At 37.5% G+C, this 18,902-nt stretch carries 18 protein-coding genes and 1 riboswitch; of the genes, 13 read left to right on the top strand and 5 right to left on the bottom strand.

Annotated elements, in window-relative coordinates; translation table 11 throughout:
* Window positions 1-4: 4 nt before the first annotated feature.
* A complete protein-coding gene (locus tag B494_RS0100845) occupies window positions 5-442 on the bottom strand; it encodes a phosphate-starvation-inducible PsiE family protein (protein WP_017470459.1) in 438 nt (145 codons plus the stop codon).
* An 812-nt stretch (window positions 443-1,254) separates the two neighbouring features.
* Between B494_RS0100845 and B494_RS0100840 the strand changes: the two genes are divergently transcribed.
* The 6 genes from B494_RS0100840 (at window position 1,255) to B494_RS0100815 (ending at window position 6,108) form a co-directional block, all read left to right on the top strand.
* Window positions 1,255-2,478 (top strand): aminotransferase-like domain-containing protein, encoded by a 1,224-nt coding sequence (locus B494_RS0100840; RefSeq protein WP_017470458.1) that lies wholly within the window; start codon window positions 1,255-1,257, stop codon window positions 2,476-2,478.
* A 42-nt stretch (window positions 2,479-2,520) separates the two neighbouring features.
* A riboswitch (Fluoride riboswitch) is annotated at window positions 2,521-2,591 on the top strand.
* 110 nt (window positions 2,592-2,701) lie between these two features.
* The gene (locus tag B494_RS0100835; protein ID WP_017470457.1) at window positions 2,702-3,883 is read left to right on the top strand and encodes a cation:proton antiporter domain-containing protein; all 1,182 of its coding nucleotides are present in this window, start codon (window positions 2,702-2,704) and stop codon (window positions 3,881-3,883) included.
* 218 nt (window positions 3,884-4,101) lie between these two features.
* Window positions 4,102-4,653: a GNAT family N-acetyltransferase gene (locus tag B494_RS0100830; RefSeq protein WP_017470456.1), complete on the top strand. Its 552-nt coding sequence runs from the start codon at window positions 4,102-4,104 to the stop codon at window positions 4,651-4,653.
* Between the two features lie 86 nt (window positions 4,654-4,739).
* On the top strand, window positions 4,740-5,546 hold the full coding sequence (locus B494_RS0100825) for an RluA family pseudouridine synthase (protein WP_241211386.1): 807 nt from the start codon (window positions 4,740-4,742) through the stop codon (window positions 5,544-5,546).
* 11 nt (window positions 5,547-5,557) lie between these two features.
* Entirely contained in the window at window positions 5,558-5,788 is a 231-nt protein-coding gene (locus B494_RS0100820) for an excisionase family DNA-binding protein (RefSeq protein ID WP_017470454.1), read from the top strand.
* A 71-nt stretch (window positions 5,789-5,859) separates the two neighbouring features.
* Window positions 5,860-6,108 (top strand): hypothetical protein, encoded by a 249-nt coding sequence (locus B494_RS0100815; protein ID WP_017470453.1) that lies wholly within the window; start codon window positions 5,860-5,862, stop codon window positions 6,106-6,108.
* Between the two features lie 456 nt (window positions 6,109-6,564).
* Here the strand turns inward: B494_RS0100815 and B494_RS0100810 are convergent, their stop codons facing one another.
* Entirely contained in the window at window positions 6,565-8,622 is a 2,058-nt protein-coding gene (locus B494_RS0100810) for a cation:proton antiporter (RefSeq protein WP_017470452.1), read from the bottom strand.
* A gap of 370 nt (window positions 8,623-8,992) precedes the next feature.
* On the opposite strand from B494_RS0100810, the gene B494_RS0100805 reads away from it, so the two are divergent.
* The 3 genes from B494_RS0100805 to B494_RS0100795 all read left to right on the top strand — a co-directional run bounded on the left by B494_RS0100805 (window position 8,993) and on the right by B494_RS0100795 (window position 11,470).
* Window positions 8,993-9,991: an ABC transporter ATP-binding protein gene (locus tag B494_RS0100805; RefSeq protein ID WP_017470451.1), complete on the top strand. Its 999-nt coding sequence runs from the start codon at window positions 8,993-8,995 to the stop codon at window positions 9,989-9,991.
* Window positions 9,954-10,727 (top strand): YhgE/Pip domain-containing protein, encoded by a 774-nt coding sequence (locus tag B494_RS0100800; RefSeq protein WP_017470450.1) that lies wholly within the window; start codon window positions 9,954-9,956, stop codon window positions 10,725-10,727. Before B494_RS0100805 ends, B494_RS0100800 begins: the two co-directional genes overlap by 38 nt.
* 83 nt (window positions 10,728-10,810) lie before the next feature.
* On the top strand, window positions 10,811-11,470 hold the full coding sequence (locus tag B494_RS0100795) for a type 1 glutamine amidotransferase (protein ID WP_017470449.1): 660 nt from the start codon (window positions 10,811-10,813) through the stop codon (window positions 11,468-11,470).
* On the opposite strand, the gene B494_RS0100790 is transcribed toward B494_RS0100795, so the two are convergent.
* Entirely contained in the window at window positions 11,436-11,840 is a 405-nt protein-coding gene (locus B494_RS0100790; protein ID WP_017470448.1) for an SLAP domain-containing protein, read from the bottom strand. The two genes, B494_RS0100795 and B494_RS0100790, sit on opposite strands and share 35 nt — an antisense overlap.
* 117 nt (window positions 11,841-11,957) lie before the next feature.
* Between B494_RS0100790 and B494_RS0100785 the strand changes: the two genes are divergently transcribed.
* The 3 genes from B494_RS0100785 to B494_RS0100775 all read left to right on the top strand — a co-directional run bounded on the left by B494_RS0100785 (window position 11,958) and on the right by B494_RS0100775 (window position 15,033).
* Window positions 11,958-12,995, top strand: a complete 1,038-nt coding sequence (locus tag B494_RS0100785) for a M42 family metallopeptidase (protein WP_017470447.1) — start codon at window positions 11,958-11,960, stop codon at window positions 12,993-12,995.
* 1,038 nt (window positions 12,996-14,033) lie between these two features.
* Complete coding sequence (locus B494_RS0100780) at window positions 14,034-14,624, top strand: hypothetical protein (RefSeq protein WP_017470446.1); 591 nt, start codon at window positions 14,034-14,036, stop codon at window positions 14,622-14,624.
* Between the two features lie 76 nt (window positions 14,625-14,700).
* Entirely contained in the window at window positions 14,701-15,033 is a 333-nt protein-coding gene (locus B494_RS0100775; RefSeq protein ID WP_017470445.1) for a PadR family transcriptional regulator, read from the top strand.
* Window positions 15,034-15,321: 288 nt separating this feature from the next.
* On the opposite strand, the gene B494_RS0100770 is transcribed toward B494_RS0100775, so the two are convergent.
* Window positions 15,322-16,506 carry an IS110 family RNA-guided transposase gene (locus B494_RS0100770; protein WP_017470375.1) on the bottom strand — a complete coding sequence of 395 codons (1,185 nt, stop codon included), beginning with the start codon at window positions 16,504-16,506 and terminating at the stop codon, window positions 15,322-15,324.
* A gap of 314 nt (window positions 16,507-16,820) precedes the next feature.
* Between B494_RS0100770 and B494_RS0100765 the strand changes: the two genes are divergently transcribed.
* Window positions 16,821-17,789 carry a permease prefix domain 1-containing protein gene (locus B494_RS0100765; protein WP_017470444.1) on the top strand — a complete coding sequence of 323 codons (969 nt, stop codon included), beginning with the start codon at window positions 16,821-16,823 and terminating at the stop codon, window positions 17,787-17,789.
* 288 nt (window positions 17,790-18,077) lie between these two features.
* On the opposite strand, the gene B494_RS0100760 is transcribed toward B494_RS0100765, so the two are convergent.
* Window positions 18,078-18,725: a glycoside hydrolase family 25 domain-containing protein gene (locus tag B494_RS0100760; RefSeq protein ID WP_017470443.1), complete on the bottom strand. Its 648-nt coding sequence runs from the start codon at window positions 18,723-18,725 to the stop codon at window positions 18,078-18,080.
* Window positions 18,726-18,902 lie beyond the last annotated feature (177 nt).

Below are 18,902 nucleotides of genomic sequence, written 5' to 3'. Positions count from 1 at the left end.
TCTACTAATTATTCGCTATATCCTGATCTTCTTCTACTTTTGCTTTCTTTAATGAAACCTTTATGATAAATAGAATGCCTAATGCGATGACACCTACTAACATCTCAATTGTTGCCGTTGAATAGATAAGCATCTTTCTGGCTATTGCATAAATCATGACATCTATCACATTACTTGGTTTATGCTTGATAAGCATTAAAGCAAGCTCTAGACCGATAATAAGCATAAGTAAATATGAAAGTAAACTCTGGAAATTATCATAATCGAGTAAGTGTGTCAGGGAACCTTGTTGAACCACGGAAATAACAAGAGCTACTCCACTGATAAGCACCGCAATAATAATTAACATAGCTAAAAACACTTCAATTGCCATAATAGCTGCCCCGACACGATTGGTTAACTTATGCAACTTTTTTTTATACTTTTCTTGGATATGAATCACCTACTTTCTTCTTGCATGTCGACCATTATGTAATGATCTGTTCATGTTATTTAATGATAACCGGACGATTTCATGATGCTGCCGACAGCGTGGACATTTACCACGATCATATCACATCAAGGTTCATAGGGGAATTAAAACACGTGTTCATTAAAACGGTTAAATAGAAAGTTTAGTAAACTCTGTTTCTTGTAACAGAAACGTTATAAGCGCGTACGTTTTCTGCAAGGAATAATCTCATCTTCTCTCTAAGAAAAACCTGACATGACGTTATCAAAAGTTCTCTCGTGTCCTGACTAGTTAATCTATCCGTTCTAGATAAAGAAATACTTCCTGATTCACCTCCTAAATAACAGAGTTATTATTACAGACGTAGATTTTAATCTCGCTTTTGTAGAGGGAAATGAGACATGGAGAGATTACACATTCTATCAAACGACAATGAGCATACGTTGAAAAGTAGAGCGACTGAAAGTTCAGAAGGAAAAAGGGAAATAATAGTTCCGATTATAAATCCATACGTGTTGGAACAACGAACCTTGTTTATCTTACACAGTATTAGCCAAGTTACTTGTTAGAAAATTTAACAATCTTGTTATTACATATCTGTGCTTTTTTATTAAAGAAGTACTTAGTAAATAGAACGTTAGATCATTTAACAAAGCAATTGAAACCATTTCTAAACAAGTTATAGTGTAATAGAGATCAATCTTTCTCATCCCAAAAAAAGATTTTTGTGTCTAGCCTCAAGTGCCTTAATATAGGTGCTTGAGGCTTATTTTTAAATAGTTAATGCGAAAGGTGTGATTGCTATGGAAGCTTCTAAATCATTTCAATATTCAAAGCGTGTACCCCCTACCTTACCTACCGTAGGATCAGCATTTAGCAAAGGAACTGAACATATGCTGTCATTAGCTTATGGTTTTCCAGCTCCTGAGACATTTCCAACAGATTTGTTACGTGACGCAATGGAAAAAGCCATTATTAAAGATGGTGAACGGAGCTTGCAATATACTGGAGCGACTGGGAAAACGCGTTTAGCAGAATGGATTGTTAATCGATCACGCTTGCGTAAAATAAACGTACAGGATCAGCAGGTGTTGGTAACCAATGGATCGATGCAAGCCATCGATTTAGCAGTGCGAACATTGACCAATGAAGGTGATCACATTTGGCTAGAAGCGCCAACTTTTTTTGGTGCGGTTCGTATATTTCAAACAGCTCGTGTGCATATGAAAACATTTCCGGTTGATGAAGAGGGGCTTAATGTCGATCGCGTTGAACAGGCTTTGCAATTAGTTATATCGGCTGGTGAACCCCTGCCTAAAATGATCTATGTTATGCCAAATTATCATAATCCGACAGGTGTTAGCCTATCGATTAGTCGCCGCAAGCATTTAGCGGAACTGGCTTATCGTTACAATTTTTTTATTTTAGAAGATGATGCTTATGTTGATTTAAACTTCTCAAATATTCAGCAACCAGCGATTTATCACTTTGCCCCAGAAAGAACGATTTATTTAAGCACGTTCTCTAAAATTGTTGCGCCGGGTGTGCGTTTAGGATGGGCAATTGCCGATCAAGAAGTAATTGACCAAATGACAAGCTTAAAGCCAGACGGGACAACAAATGTATTTGTTCAAGAAGTTGTGGCTAACTTTTTTGAACAGGTTCATTTTCAGCAACACCTTGATAAGATTGTGATGTTATATCGCCAACGTTGCCAAGTGATGATGAAAGCCATTGATCAATGTTTTGGAACGGAAGTAAGTTATTATATCCCTAAAGGTGGCTTTTTTATTTGGTTAACCTTTCTTAACCCTATTAACACGACCTATCTTCAAACGCTCTGTTTAGAAAAAGGTGTCGCCATCCTTTCAAGTGAATCTTTTTATTTTGAAAATCAGGAATATAATCATGTTCGCCTCTGTTATACTTACAGTAATACTGAACAAATAAAACGCGCGATTAACACGATGGCAATGATTTATCATCAGCACAAGCATAAATGGTTGCTCCTTAAAGATGTAGAATAGATCGATTTGACGTGTGATTAGCAACCTGCTATGCTATAACTAATTAAAAATGGCGGTGAAGCTCGCCAGGGACGTTCCCAAACCGCAATTGAGCCAATAGCTTCTACAAAAAACAGGTCATAAACCCTGTCTTTTGTAGTGGCTATTTTTTGTGGCTTTACTATATAGGATGGGTAATGGGCGGTGGTGACATTGGTTAGACTATCATTTGGAGGGATGCTTAATGTTAGAAGGTATAGCGCTATTATTATTATTTGGTTACATAGCTGCGAAGTTGGTAGGGTTATTAAGGTTGCCTGGCTTACTAGGTATGCTGATCGTTGGGGTGTTGTTTGGCCCTTATGTGTTTGGATTACTTGATGGAGAGCTACTCGCTGTTTCTCAAGATTGGCGTGCATTTGCCTTGATTGTTATTTTAATACGTGCGGGACTTGGTTTAAAACGTGATCAATTAAAGCAAGTTGGTGGGATTGCTGTAAGAATTAGTAGTATTCCTTGTCTTCTTGAAGGGTTTACGGTCACGATGGCAGCATACTTTATATTAGGCTTTAACTTTGCAGAAGCAGGTATGCTTGGCTTTGTCTTAGCTGCTGTTTCACCAGCAGTTGTGGTACCGAGCATGTTGGATTTAAAAGAAGACGGCTATGGAGATGATAAACAAATCCCAACCCTTTTGTTAGCAGGAACATCTATTGATGATGTGTTTGCCATCACACTATTTACTTTCTTCCTTGGTTTAGGTACGGCGGGTGATACCAATATTGCACTAGAATTAGCTAAAATACCACTGAGTATTGGTGGTGGCGTTTTGGGAGGGGGCCTTGTCGCTCTTTTACTCCTAGGTCTGTTTAAATGGCGTGGTTTTGCACCTAAGCATACAGAACAACTGCTGCTCGTGCTTGCTTTAGCGATTTTATACTTTGAATTTGGAGAATGGATTGGGGTAGCTAGTCTGCTAGGGGTAATGACGCTTGGTTTTATTTTATTAGAGCGCCAGCCAACGATTGCTAATCATTTTTCTGAAAAATTAGCAGGGGTATGGGTGTTTGCTCAGATTATTTTATTTACGCTTGTTGGTGCTGAAGTAAATATAAGTGTTGCGCTTGAGGCAGGACTGCTTGGCATTGTCATTATTATTTGTGGTTTACTCGGGCGTAGTTTAGGCGTTTGGTTGGCAACAATCGGTACGAATTTTAATACAAAAGAACGGTTGTTTTGTATGATTGCCTATTTGCCAAAGGCAACTGTTCAAGCCGCAATAGGGTCATTACCGTTGGCAGCCGGTGTAGAAACAGGTGGTGTTATTTTAGCGATTGCTGTTTTATCTATTATTATAACAGCGCCAATTGGGGCCATTGGAATCAAATGGTCTGCCCCACGTCTATTAAACAAAGGCAACTCATAAATGTTGTTTTATCACAGATAACCGTTCGTAAATGCTTGCCACAAAATGTCGGACCTGTCTATAATATAGATAAGTACCCTAATGTTCTAACTTGCGTAACGATCAATCCGTCAGAGACGAATGAAAAATGCCCGTGATTGAAGGCTAATTTTATAAAAAGGATGGCGTAAACTTCCAAAGTTCTTTATAATGTAAAAAAAGCTTTGGAGGGGATCGTTATGTTTACTTATGAGATTGAATCGGGAATCAAGTTAAAACCACTTGAACATCGTGATGCGGAAAGTTTGTATCAGCTGATTACACATTCACGGGAGCACTTACGAACTTTTTTATCTTTTGTTGATGATACGAAAAAACAAGAGGATACAAAGGCATTTGTGGAAGCAACCGTCATTAGTAATGCGAAGCAACAATCGTTTGTAGCTGTTATTGTGGTGGATGAGCAGGTGGCAGGTTTAGTCGGTTTTAATAAGATTAATTGGTATAATAAGAAAGCAGAACTTGGTTATTGGATAGGTGAAGCGTTTGTGCGTAAAGGTATAATGACAAAAGCTGTACGCGCGATCATTGATTATGGTTTTGCTAAATTAGATCTTAACCGGATTGATATTCGAGCTGCTTTTTTCAATAAAGCGAGCCGTGGTGTTGCTGAGAAGTTAGGCTTTACCCAAGAAGGGGTCATACGAGAGGCCGAATGGTTGCAAGATCACTTTGTTGATCATGTGATTTATGGTTTGCTCAAGCAAGACTGGCTAGAGCAACAACGTTAAAAACAACACAGAATGAGGAAGTTGGCTAGAAATGAAGACGCACAAGTTTACCGTAACTGAGCCCAGTGAACTGTTAGCTTTTTTTGTTGAAACATGTCGATAAAGGGCGGAATCATATTAAGGGTATATTAACAAGGGGGCAAGTCTACCTTGATGGTCACCAAGAAACAAGATATAATGCCCGTGTTTCTCCAGGTCAAATCGTTGAAATTTTAAAGACGGCTCCAGTAAAACCACAGATTAGCGGTGTGGAGGTCTTATATGAAGATAATGATCTTATTGTTATTAATAAACAAGCGGGTTTATTAACGATGGCAAGTAAGCCACAAGATAAACAACAAACAGCGTACAGAGAAGTTATGGCTTATGTTAAACAATCTGATCCTAAAAATCGTATTTACATTGTACATCGGTTAGACCGTGACACATCAGGTGTCATGCTTTTTGCTAAAAATGAAGAAACCAAACACCTGCTCCAAGATAGATGGAAAGAGGTGGTGACTGAACGTACTTATATTGCTTTAGTCCAAGGAAAAGTAAAAACGGATCGTGGTACGATTGAATCATGGTTAAAAGAGACGAAAACCCATTTAATGTATGTAAGTTCTTCATCTTATCAAGCGAAAAAGGCAATTTTACATTATCAGGTGATCGATGCAACAGCTAAATATACGCTATTAAAGATTAATCTGGAAACAGGTAGGAAGAATCAAATTCGAGTTCAGCTATCATCGATTGGCCATCCTGTCGTTGGAGACAAAAAATATGGTGCAAAAGCAAATCCGATTGGTCGATTAGGGTTACATGCTGCAGTGCTTTCATTTAAACATCCCGTCAAACATGTAGTAATGACTTTTGAAGCAGCTCCCCCTAAATCTTTTAACTTGAACTGAGGTGTGGAACGATGTATGTGACATTAAGTGAAGCTGCTGATTACTTAGAATGTACAGAAAAACAAGTGAGGCAGCTTGTTTTTCAAAAGAAAATTCGTGCCATCTATGATGGTAAAGACTATCTAGTCAATACGGCACAATTCGATACCCACCTTAAACAAATCGAGCAATATCGAGCGATGATGCAAGAAATTCTCAATCAACCTATCCCTGAAACTCTATATGTAAAAGATGAAGATTGACTGACCGTCGACTATTTATTAACTACCTTACTTGCTTTTAGCCAAATATAAAGTAGAAAAGAGGAGTTATGATGATAACGACTATGCTTACTGGTATTGTGGTTTTAGGAATAAGTTTGTTATATGGGATTGGTATATTACTTTTTGTACCTGAGCCTTTTGTTTATCTGTTAATCCCAATTGGATTAATCATTTTATGGCTCACATGCGTGTTTGGAGAATTAAAATCCAGCAAGTATGAAACAACATTTAGAATGCTAAAAGTATTGCTTTCAGTTGTAACGTTGGCCCTATTTTTGGTTGTACAGCTTGCTTTTTAGAATATAGCTGTCTCAGTTTTTTTTCGTGCGATCGCATGAAAAGTGAAAATATCGCATGAAAGGTCCATGCGCTCGCACGAAAGATGAAAATATCGCATGAAAGGTCCATGCGCTCGCACGAAAAGAGAAAATATCGCATGAAAGATCCATGCGCTCGCACGAAAAGAGAAAATATCGCATGAAAGGTCCATGCGCTCGCACGAAAGATGAAAATATCGCATGAAAGGTCCATGCGCTCGCACGAAAGATGAAAATATCGCATGAAAGGTCCATGCGATCGCACGAAAAGAGAAAATATCGCATGAAAGATCCATGCGCTCGCACGAAAAATGAAAATATCGCATGAACGATTAAAAATTTATCACAGGTGAGAGCAAATCGCACCTGATCCACTCCCGATCAGAAGGACGAAAACGTTCACTGATTGAAGCTTCGTTTTATCTCAATCTTCCCGTTTTAAGATGACCATTCCATATGAATATGTGGCAGGCTGGTGCCACGTGCCCCACGTACATCAATTTCTTTATTTTCGTAAGGATAGAAAATAATAAAGTTTTGAGTTACTTGTTCAGATAGCTTTTGTGGTAATGCTTCTAAGCTCGAGTGCCAAGCAACCGTACCTTTACGCGCGCTTATCGCCATGACGAGATCATCTTTCCCTAATTTTAAGCAGTAACGCTCAAGCATTTCCCAATCTGGAAAATGGGAAAATGATGCGTTATGATGGGGTTTAATCTGGCGAATATAGCTTTCGATCGCCTCAAAATCATCATCCATAACGATGAACATTAATTTACAATTTAGTTGTTTTACAATATGTTTAACAATCTGCAGAGCATCTTTAAAACCTGGCTTAGCGGTAATACCTCTTGGCAAGACAACGACCATTCGCTCTGTCGTTTGGATGGGTTGGACTTGTTTAACAATCAGTGATCGAATATAAGTATGATCAAGGACGTTATCAATAATCCCTCCAAAGACTTTCTCTGTGTTTGTTTTAGCCCCATTCCAACCCGTTATAATAGTCGTGATCCGTTCTTCGGTCACCGCACGTTCAATGCCCCAGCCGATACTATGGTCAACGCGCGTGAGCGGTCGAACAGGGATTTCTGCTCCAGCAGCGTAAAAGATTGCATGACCAAGCATTTTCTCTGCTGTTGCAACATCGTATTCAGCCGCTTTAGCATCTTTATCAATTACCTTTAGTGGGTATATAGGTTCGGTTGACTTGCTTGCGATCCGAACTAGAAAACCAAGATCCATTAAAGCCTCCATTGTATCCGGGTTGGCAACAGGAATTAAAATGCGCTCGGGTTTTTTTTCTGTCGTATCTTCAATAGGGTGGGCAGATGAACGTGCCAACTTTCGGGCGAATTTTTCGGTTAGATAAGGACCAATCACACAAGAAACTAAGATCATAATAATAATCGCATTAACGGTAGCTTGATTGAGTAAACCTAAGTCAAATCCAACAAGGGTAGCGGCTAAAGTCGCAGCAGCTTGTGGAGTCGATAAACCAAACATTAAATAACGTTCGTTAGCGTGATAACGATAGACTTTCGCTGTTATCCAACTTGCTAAATATTTACCTGCTAATAGAGCAAGAACAATGCCAATGGTTAATAGCCAAGCTTCTATACTTGTAAATAGTGCAGATAAGTCCATGAGCATCCCAACAGACAGCAAGAAGAATGGAATAAATAAAGCATTGGCGGTAAAGTTGATTCGATTCATTAATGACCCATGTTGAAAAATATACCGATTTAAGCTTAGTCCCGCAAGGAATGCCCCAATAATCGGTTGTAATCCAGCATATAGAGCCATCCACCCAGAAACAAATAAGACAACCAGTACATAATTGAATTCATTAGCTCCATCAATACCTGAGATTTTAAAAAACCATTTTGATAGATAAGGAACAGCTCCAAGTATAACAACAGCATAAACAGCTGTAGAAATAATTAGTTTAAACCAGAATTGTGCATTAACTTCACCCATCGCCATGCCAGAAATAACTGCTAAAAAGATCATCGCAAAGGAATCGGTTATTAACGTTCCTCCTATTGTGGTAATCACGGCTTTATTTTTATTTACCCCAATTTTACTGGCAATTGGGTAGGCAAGCAAGGTGTGGGAACCTAATATCGATCCTAACAACAGAGAAGCAGGTATTGAAAATCCTACAACTATACCAAGCAATGAACCAATCAATAGTGGGATGTTAAAAGATAATAAACCAAATAGTAAGCTTCGATTTTTGTATTTTTTAAACCCATCAATGTCAAGTTCAAGGCCTGCGATAAATATAATAAACAACAAACCAACCGTACCTAACAATTCAATGGTGCTATCACGCGCTAAAATATTTAGGCCATACGGGCCAATAATAATACCCGCAACAATCGGTCCAACAATACCAGGCATTTTGAGTTTTGTCATTATAAAAGGTGTAACTAAAAAGACAATAACCGCAATTGCAAAAATGATGACAGGTTCTTGAATAGGTTCAAACAAAGCTATCCCTCCGATCAAATCAGATTAATTTATCTAAGAAATTATAGCTGATTTTAAAGATGAAGTATATAAAAATGATTTTCTCGTTGCTAGCTGTCTTTAGCACAGTAATTATCCGAATTAAGACAGATTCGATGATCCGCCAAAAGTATGACAGACAATAAGTCAAGGGACGGTTTGCATATGCTACAGAATTATATATGCTAATCTTATTACAGATAACCGTCCGTAAAAAAGAAGCTAGGGCTGATCTATTTAGCCGGGAGTTAACCCGCTAATGTTTGATTCGCTTAACGACTAATCAGTGGAGGAAGTACGAATCCTTTCATTGATTGAAGGTTCGTTTTATCAATGAAAAGAAGGTGATCGAGTGGAAACGATTATAAATGTATCAGATTTGAAAAAGACGTATATGAAAAGAAAACAGAAAGAAGCTGTTAGAGCGGTTGATAATATTTCATTTCAGATAGGAAAAGGTGAAATTGTTGGCCTGCTTGGACCAAATGGGGCAGGGAAAACCACAACGATTAAGATGATTTGTGGGTTACTTAAGCCAGATCAAGGTGTGATTACGATTAATGGCATAAATAATGCTAAGCATCGGTTAAAGGCACTTCAACATATTAGTGCTGTTCTGGAAGGCAATCGCAATTTATATTGGCGCTTAACAGTTAGAGAAAACCTAGAATATTTTGCGGGAAACAGAGGTCAATCGAAAAAAGCGATGGCGAATCGAATTGAATCATTGCTTAATAGCTTTAGATTAAAAGATAAAGAACACGAATTAGTCAATCGTCTGTCGCGGGGGATGCAACAGAAATTAGCCATTGCGGTGGCGGTGTTAGCGAATACCGACGTTATTTTGTTGGATGAACCCACACTAGGTTTGGATGTGGAAACAAGCTATGAAGTACGTACGATCTTAAAACAAATCGTTGAGAAGGAGCAACGTACAATTATTATTAGCTCCCATGATATGGATGTCATTCAATCGGTTTGTGAACGAACGATTATTATTAACAATGGAAAAATCATTGCCAATGAACGTGTTGATCGGTTACTGACTTTATTTGAAGTGCGTGCTTATACAGTCACATTAGGTCAACCTTTAACAAAAACACAGCAAAAAGCTATCGAATCGACATTTCTGAGTTATGATTACATAACGAATCAAATAAAACCAATTATTAATATCGAATTACCCGGTCCCGAGCATATTTATCAGTTGTTTGATATATTAAAGCAAGAGCAGACCCCTGTTGAAAGCATTGATCGAAACACCGTCAATTTTGAAGAAATCTTTATGAAAATAGTTAAGGAGGGTTATAACCATGTCAATCATACATCTGTTTCAAGCGAATTTGCGTAAACAAGCCATCGAACTTAAGCGTTATGCCCCAAATACGATTGCGATGGTACTCACGGTCTATATTATTTTCATGGCGATATTTGCTGGTATTCAAATGATTGGAAATCCGGCTACACAGGGGGTGGCCGTTCAACACACGATGGTTAATTATATCTTTTGGTACTTGGCTATGATTATTGTTAACGGCGTTGGCTATGAAATTGTAACTGAAACAACAAGAGGAACCTTTGAACAACTCGGCATGTCACCAAGTGGTATTTGGCGTATTCTTACCGTTCGGTTATTGGCTGATAGCATGCTTCATTCTCTTATGGTCATTTTTCTTCTGTATTTATCGATGATAACGACTAGTCAATGGCTTAACGTCGATTTTATATCTATTATACCTATTTTTCTATTTACTTGTCTTAGCATGTATGGTTTAGCGTTTATTATTGCTGGATTAACAATCATATTTAAACAAATTCAAGCTTTTCTTCAAATCTTTCAATTTGTATTAGCTGGCTTGACTTTTATTGCATTACCGTCCCTACCCTTTTTTCTTTTTTTGCCGCTTACTAAAGGGTTATCGATGATTCGTGCGATTATGATAGAGGGTTATGTATTAACAGATTTCACTATGTTTGATTTTACACTATTGATCGGAAATGCGCTTATCTATACTGGAATAGGATTGGGCTTCTATCTTTATTGTGAGAACTATGCGATGAAAAGAGGTCTATTGGCTCATTATTAAGGATTTGCTTGGAGGGTTAGGTTATCTAACATATCGGCTTGATCCTACCATACAATGTGCTAAGCTATTGTAGAGGTGATCAAATGAGAATCGATATATTACAGCATGTGGATTTTGAAGGACCTGGTTTGATCAAAGATTGGGTTGATCAGAACCATCATCATATGGTTATCCATCGATTGGATCAAAATGTCTCCCTTCCACATTTATCAGAGCTTACCTTTCTAATCATTTTAGGTGGCCCGATGTCTGCCAATGATCCAAGGTCAGCCTGGCTCGAACACGAAAGGTTGCTGATCAAGCAAGTAATTGAAAAAGGGATTCCTGTGTTGGGTATTTGCCTTGGTGCTCAACAAATTGCCAAAGCATTGGGAGCTACGATCTTTAAAGGAAAAGATCGTGAAGCGGGTTGGTTTCCAGTGACTAACACTGATCTAAGAGAAGAAATGATTGTGTTTCATTGGCATCAGGATCAGTTTGAGTTACCTAAAGGAGCCGAGTTATTGTATAACAATGCTGTTTGTCCAAACCAAGGTTTTCGCTACCACAGCCATGTATTAGCTTTGCAATTTCACTTTGAGTCAAATGCGGCAGGCATTAAAGCACTAGTAGATAATGACTCCGCTTTTCTTGATGGCTCACGGTATACACAATCAGCTGAACAGATTTTAAAAAGTCCGGTCCCAGCCATTAACAAAGCACGTTTATTTATGTGGCTTGATCAATTAAGTAAATACGCTTAGCTTCCTTTATACAATGGTCCGGAAAAATAAATGTCCAAGCGGTTGTTTTGAAAGGTTGGAGATCAAAATTATGAATGGTACCTGTAGCCTTGATCGGTTCCATATTTGATTCATGATACAAAATCTCAACATTCTTAAAGCAAATCATTTGTGATGCGTTGTTTGTCACAAAAGCAGTAACTAATAACTCGTTTTTATGATTTATTGCTCGGAATAAAGGCAGATATGTAATGTTTAAATCGCTTGTCAGTGTAGCTGTTGAATGGAGACGGTTATTTTGATAGTGTAAAAAAAGTGCATGTAGCTCTTGGTAATCAGCACGACTAAGGGATGTTTCCCACTTGGGGTGGATATCAAATGATTGATTCAAGTTTAGCACGCCTTCCATCGTTTTTTTTGACTATAAGATAGATTTGCTGTTCATTATACCATAGTCTTGTTACGATGACTGTTTGGCGCTAAAATAATATAAGAAAAGAGGGGACATATGACAAATCGAAAAGTGGAACTTATTAAACAATTGGTTCGTATACCAAGTCCGTCTGGTCATACGACCAAAGTGATTGAATTTGTAGAGCAATTCTTTGATTCATTAGGTGTACAGACGAGACGTAATCGAAAGGGTGGCTTGATCGCTACGCTATTTGGTGAAGATGATACTAAACATCGTATGCTTACTGCTCACGTTGACACATTAGGAGCGATGGTTAAAGAGATTAAGGCAAATGGCCGATTGAAAATGGATTTAATCGGTGGTTTTCGCTATAATGCGATTGAAGGTGAATATTGCCAAATTGAAACAGCAACGGGACAAACATATACGGGAACAATCTTAATGCATCAAACATCCGTCCATGTCTATAAAGATGCAGGTTCAGCTGAACGGAATCAAACAAATATGGAAATTAGAATTGATGAAAAAGTTGAAAATGCTGAAGATGTTCGTGCTTTAGGTATTGAGGTTGGTGATTTCATTTCATTTGATCCACGTGTACAGGAGCTTGATAACGGCTTTTTAAAGTCAAGACATTTAGATGATAAAGCGAGTGTAGGCATATTAATGGAAGTGGTTAGACGCATTAAAGAGGAAGACGTGAGCTTGCCTTATACAACACATTTTCTTATTTCAAATAATGAAGAGATTGGATATGGTGGAAATTCCAATATAACGGATGAAACGATTGAGTATCTCGCTGTAGATATGGGAGCTATGGGAGACGGGCAATCAACAGATGAGTACACCGTTTCTATATGTGTTAAAGATGCAAGCGGACCGTACCATTACGGGTTACGAAAGCATTTGGTTGAATTGGCTCAAACGAATCAAATTGGCTATCAACTTGATATATACCCATACTATGGATCTGATGCATCGGCAGCGATTCGGGCAGGACACGATATTATTCATGGTTTAATTGGTCCAGGTATCGATGCTTCACATGCTTATGAACGCACACATCTTGATTCTTTAGAGGAAACGGAAAAACTCATTTACCACTATTTATTGTCAAAGCTAATTGAATAGACAGACTATTAAAAAACTCAGTACATGATTGTACTGAGTTTTTTAAGTCTAAAGATACAGGTTAATAAACCTATAAAAACATTTAAGATTAGATTAAAGTTAAATGGAATTTTTTAAGAATAAACCTCAAACTAGGGTATAAATGATAAAATGCTATTAAATATGTCATTAGGGGAATTTTTATCAAAGGTAATTTCAAACATTGTAAAAAAGGGTATAGGTAGAAAGGATTGTGAATGAAGTTGGAGGTGAAGAGCTAGAATCAATCAATTTTTTTAACTATATATACTGGCAAATGAACAAATGGAAAAAATTGTAGTTGGAACGGCTATACAGCATGTCGATAATAAAAGAAATAATAAATTTCGTATGATTTTTGAGCATGATTAAAGTATACCCGTTTGCATCACAAATAGCCGTTCGTAAACACCTTCCTTGAGAACAGAGGTAAATCTTTTAAGTAGGTGAAAGCGGATGGTAATGTCCTGATTCACTCAACTAACAATCAGTGGTCGAAACACCCGCTGATTGAAGATTCGTTTTATATGCAAGGAGCTAAAAGGTTTTAGCATACAAAATGATGTCGAGTGTTTAAGTGAAATGGTTGAGACGACGTACCTTATCAAATGAGATAGCATGACATGATAGTTACGTTCCCTTTTGAGCTTAGCATAATGGAAGCGTCGTTATAATCAATGAAAAGTGAACGATAAATAAATCAAGCAGCAACGAGTAGTTTGCCAGTAAAGCTCTTTTCAACACACATGCATGAAGTTAAGTTATTTACTTTTGTGATGAGGATTTGACCAAGACATATGAATTAGCTAATAAAAAGATGAGATAAATAACAAGATGACTGAGCTGCTGAAATAAGAAAGGTTTCGCGAACCTGATTATTTAAGTAGCTTTTTTTTGTACCTTACGTCAAGATGAAATTTCAGCCAAATAGCCAGTCGACGCAGGCGAGATTTTTTAGGGCGAAGTATAAAACGGTTATGTTTATCTATGCTTTAATTAAGTAAAGATGAGGTGTATTTAATGAGAAAGAGAACATTCAAATATTTGGATGACTATTTTATGGCTTCACATTTAACTTTGTCAAAAGATTTCGAAGTAGTTTCATTTTTCGCATTAACGCCAGATCAAATTTTAAGTTCAGCCGACTGTTTTTTAGGTGTGAAAATAGAAGATGTTATTCGCTTTCGTAATGCAACCGCTACATTGAGATATTTGATCGAATATCCAACAAAGAAGCCACAACCTTATATTGTGCCGACACCAATGAAAAAGGAAGATAATAAGTTGTACTTTTACAAATTATCTCTTCCACTTTCTGTACAGAAGGCGGTTGGAATGGGACTAGGGGTTATTCGTATGTTAACTGGAAGCTATAGAGGAGAGTATTTGTTATATTCGATACCTGAAGTCTACAACCACACACCGGGTAACATCATGCATTTAACGAAAGATATTCTAAGACTAAAAGTTTACATACAGCTTATATTAGGAAAAAAAAGAATAGATGCAAGTTTAAAAAAACAATGGATTGAAAATAAAGGAGCGATACTAGATCTTCTTTTTACTGATCATGATTACATTATTAATCAGTTAGAAAAGATTTTTTCTTAAAATTACTTTACCTGTCGTAGTAAATATGTGTATAATAAAATTACTACGACAGATGAAGTATAAGAGGGGTGATCGATTGTTATCTAGTGATACGATGCGAGGTTATAATGATACAATTATCCTTTCTTTATTATTAGAGGAGCCATCATATGGTTATGAAATTGCTAAAAGAATTAAAGAACGATCAAATAATAAGTATGTTATGAAGGAAACGACACTCTATTCTGCGTTTACCCGTTTAGAAAAACACGACTATATCTGTTCTTTTCAACAAGGTAAAACCATGGGAAGGCGACGAACTTATTATGAAATAACAGCAAAGGGCCGTAACTATTTTGACCAAAAACATCAAGAGTGGCTCTTAACTCAAGAGGTTGTTAATCAATTTATCACAGATAACCGTCTGTAAAACACGTCTCAAAGTAGAGAACAGCACGCACTTATTTAGGTGGGAGTTAACGAACGCTAATGTCCTGATTCACTCAATTAACAATCGAGTTAAGTACGCTCGCCCGCTGATTGAAGGTTCGTCTTAACACGAGCAAGCCAAAAAGAATGTTAGACATGTAATAGATTAGAAAGACTAACTATATAAAGTCAAGTGAGAAATAAAAGAGATGGTTTTAGAGTTGAATAATGATTTTACAGAAATGAAAGCACACGAAATAAACCTGAGAAAAGTTCTTTTTTCGCAAGGTTATTGTCTAATTTCATAGGGTTCATTCTTCTTGAGTATCGCATGAATGATATAGCACAGTTTTCTAGCGACAGCTCCAACAGCCGTGAGGTGATGCTTTCCTTCTGAACGCTTTTTTTGATAGAAGTCTTTAAGAACAGGATCGTGTTGTGATGCCACCAAAGCAGCTGAAAATAAAGACTTTCGCAAATAAGGTGACCCTCGCTTGCTCATGACGTTATGTGTAGCTTCATATTCACCAGATTGTGTGACAGAAGCATCTAAACCAGCATAAGCTACTAACTTTGCAGGATTGGAAAACTTATGAATATCGCCAATTTCTCCAAGAATAGAGGCACCGTTAATGGGGCCGATTCCTGGAACGGTTTCAATGACGGAATGTAGCGTATGCATAATTTTCTTGATTTCCATTTCTGTTTCCTTAATTTGTGTTTCGAGAAACTTCAGCTGTTCAATCATAGAGCGAAGTTGGAAAGTAAAGGCACCTTGGGCAAATTTGATTCCAAAAGAGTGTGACGCTGCCTGTTTTAATGATTCTGCTTTTTCCATACCTAATCGGCTTCGACTGGCTTCACTAAGTAATTCAGCTAATGTATCCGCTGGGACTTTATGAAGTTTCTCGGGGGAGCTATATTCAAGTAAAATTTCTTTGGACGCTTTTCCAAAGATACCTATTTTGCTAAATACAGAATCGTATTCAGGAAATACTTGATCCAATACGGCAATAATTTTTCGTTTAAAGTCACTGGATGTGCCAACCAAATAAGTACGATAACGAGACAATTGTTTGAGAGAGAATATGTTCTCATCGGAAAGGGATGTTTCTATGAAAGCTCCATAGCGAATTAAGTCTGCGATTAATACAGAATCGATAATATCATTCTTTCGTTTTCGAATTTCTGTTCCTTTCCGCCAACCATCTGTTTGAATGGGATTCAGGACATGGATTAAAAGATGACGGTCATGTAAAAATGAGTAGATGGCTAACCAATAGTGCCCAGTAGCTTCCATACCTACAGTAAAGTCGTCTATGGAAGGGGAAAAGGATTGGAGTTTTGTAAGTAATTTTTCTCCACCTTCTGTTGTGTTAGGAAAAGAGAATCCTTTAAGTACAACCTTGCCTTCTTCATTCATAACAGAAGCTACATGAGTACGTTTACCAATATCGATACCAAGGTAGAACATGAAATCACCCTTAAAAAATATTTTGGATTGAATGCCACTCATCTGAAAAGCGTTACTACCTTGTCCTAGATACGGAGTAAGGCGAAAGCCTTCAACATCTAACTCATTCGTAAACTGCTTATCAGAGAGAGACGCCAGTCTTTCGATAACGAGTTCATAGACCCAAGGAGAAAACGGCTTAACCTCTCAATCCAATAAATATATTATCTCAGAAAAACTGAGTTAATATCTAACTAAATTACTTTGGTTCATAGAGTTTCCTATTAAAAATCGGAAGATAAAAACTCTAAATATAATATACAAGGAGAATCTTTATGGAGACCATTATTTCTTATTTAGACAATATGTTTTCAAGATTACCAAAAACACCAGAATTGGAACAGGTGAAACAGGATTTGTTAGTCAATATGCAAGATAAGTACGAAGCCCTTATCAGAGAAGGAAGTACAGAGAATGAAGCCATTGGTATTGTCATCGCTGAATTTGGAAATATTGATGAAATTATTGAAGAATTAGGTTATCAACAAAGTCAACCTGAGCAAGGGCTACCGCGTTTTACAGATCAAGAAATTGAACAATTCATCTTTGAAAACCGTAAAGCTGGCAAAAAAATCGGTCTAGGCGTATCAATGATTATTATAGGTGTGGCTTTATTCATTTTTATGAATTTATATGTAGGTGGTCAAATGATCTTAGGCTTACCTACGGGGTTAACAGATGTGTTGGGTCTTATCCCACTGTTTATTCTTTTAACCGTAGCTATTGGTTTATTTATTTATACTGGAAGTCGACTTGACCAATATAAAAAGTTTGCGAATGATTTCGAGTTAACACCAGCTCAACGTCATCGTTTAGAGACGAGTCAACAAGTATTTGCTAAAGTGTATACGACAGCGATCATTATAGGTGTAGCATTATGTGTACTTGCAATCCCTACCTTAATTGTTTTTTCAACATTATTAGGAGGGACATATTCTCAGCTGGGCACGGTCTTTTTACTAATGATGGTTGCTATAGCTGTCTATATTTTTATTGTTTATGGTAAGCAGAAAGAAGCCTATGATAAGCTTCTTAAAACAGATGCATTTGCCGAAAGACAAGAAAGTGGTGAGCATGATCGTATTATAGGTGCAGTCGCAGCTCTTGTTTGGCCACTAGCGATCGTTATTTTTTTAATAAGTGGGCTTGTTTATCAGCAGTGGCATATCAATTGGATCATATTCCCCGTAACCGGGTTGCTTTTTGGTGGATTTAGTGGAATGTATCATACCCTCAAGCGATAAAATAGTGTTGCGCTTTAAAGCATAGCATGATATAGTATGAGAGCGATGAGCTAATTTGTGTAAGTCGCACACGTCAAACGTTGAATGTGGCAACGGTGATGCGCAGCAAATTTTATATCACTTATCCAGGATTAAGTGATAAAACCAGTCTCCAACGGGAGGCTGGTTTTTTAGTTGTTTCGATAAAATGGTTGAATAAATTTTAAAGTACCAACGATCACAAAAACAAAATGAACGAATACAAGCTTTCTATTTGTCAATGAAGCAAGTAAAAGCAATAGAAAGAAACTACCATAGCATGTTATAAAAGCGTTGATCAATTAAGTTAGTGTCAATTGGGCAAGCTTCAGCATCTCGACCATATTGCCAGCCCCACACATTTGAACGGCAGTTGGGCTCACTAGGTTGAAAAGGCGGGGCATCGCGCCGTCCGGTCACACCATATTCAGGTTCAGCACTCCACAGTACGGTCTGTTCAGCCACACGATCATTAAGTTCAACAGCCTCACAATAAGCACGATCAAATTGCCCCTGATCAGGATCATGATATAGGCCAGGTTTATAATCGCTTATATACATCGCTTCAACAAAACCAGAGATAAATGCTGCATCAATATTGAAGAAATTTTCAATATTAGCGACGAGTATTTTCCCTTTTGGGATACCTAGTCGTCGTGCATGGAAGATAGCATTTTGGGCAACAATGAGCCCTTGCCGCTCTCCAATCGCTTCTAAAAAATCATTGTAAATCGGCATGATTTTTGTATTACTATTGTGCAATAATTGGACTTCTTCGGTCGTTATTCCTTCCGAAGCGCCTTCAACCCGTGTGAGATAACGCCCCCAATACTCTGGTTTACCAAACTGTGTTAATACACAATCATATAAATCTTTTGTTGCTTCGTTGGCAGAATCTACACCCCAAATATACGGCATATATAAAACCCTCTCTTAAATAAATTGGTCTGCTATACTATATGCCTAATTGTCAATCGTGTTCTAAACAAAGGAAGCATCATTTCTGATTTCAATATTTAACACTTGGTAATGAGTGAACTTCCTAAGTCGGCTTCTCCAATATTCCTTGATTTTAAACAGATAAGTCTTACCACC

The organism is Amphibacillus jilinensis Y1, assembly GCF_000306965.1.
Taxonomy (GTDB): Bacteria; Bacillota; Bacilli; order Bacillales; family Amphibacillaceae; genus Amphibacillus_C; species Amphibacillus_C jilinensis.
This window is presented reverse-complemented; position numbering and strand designations above follow the sequence as displayed.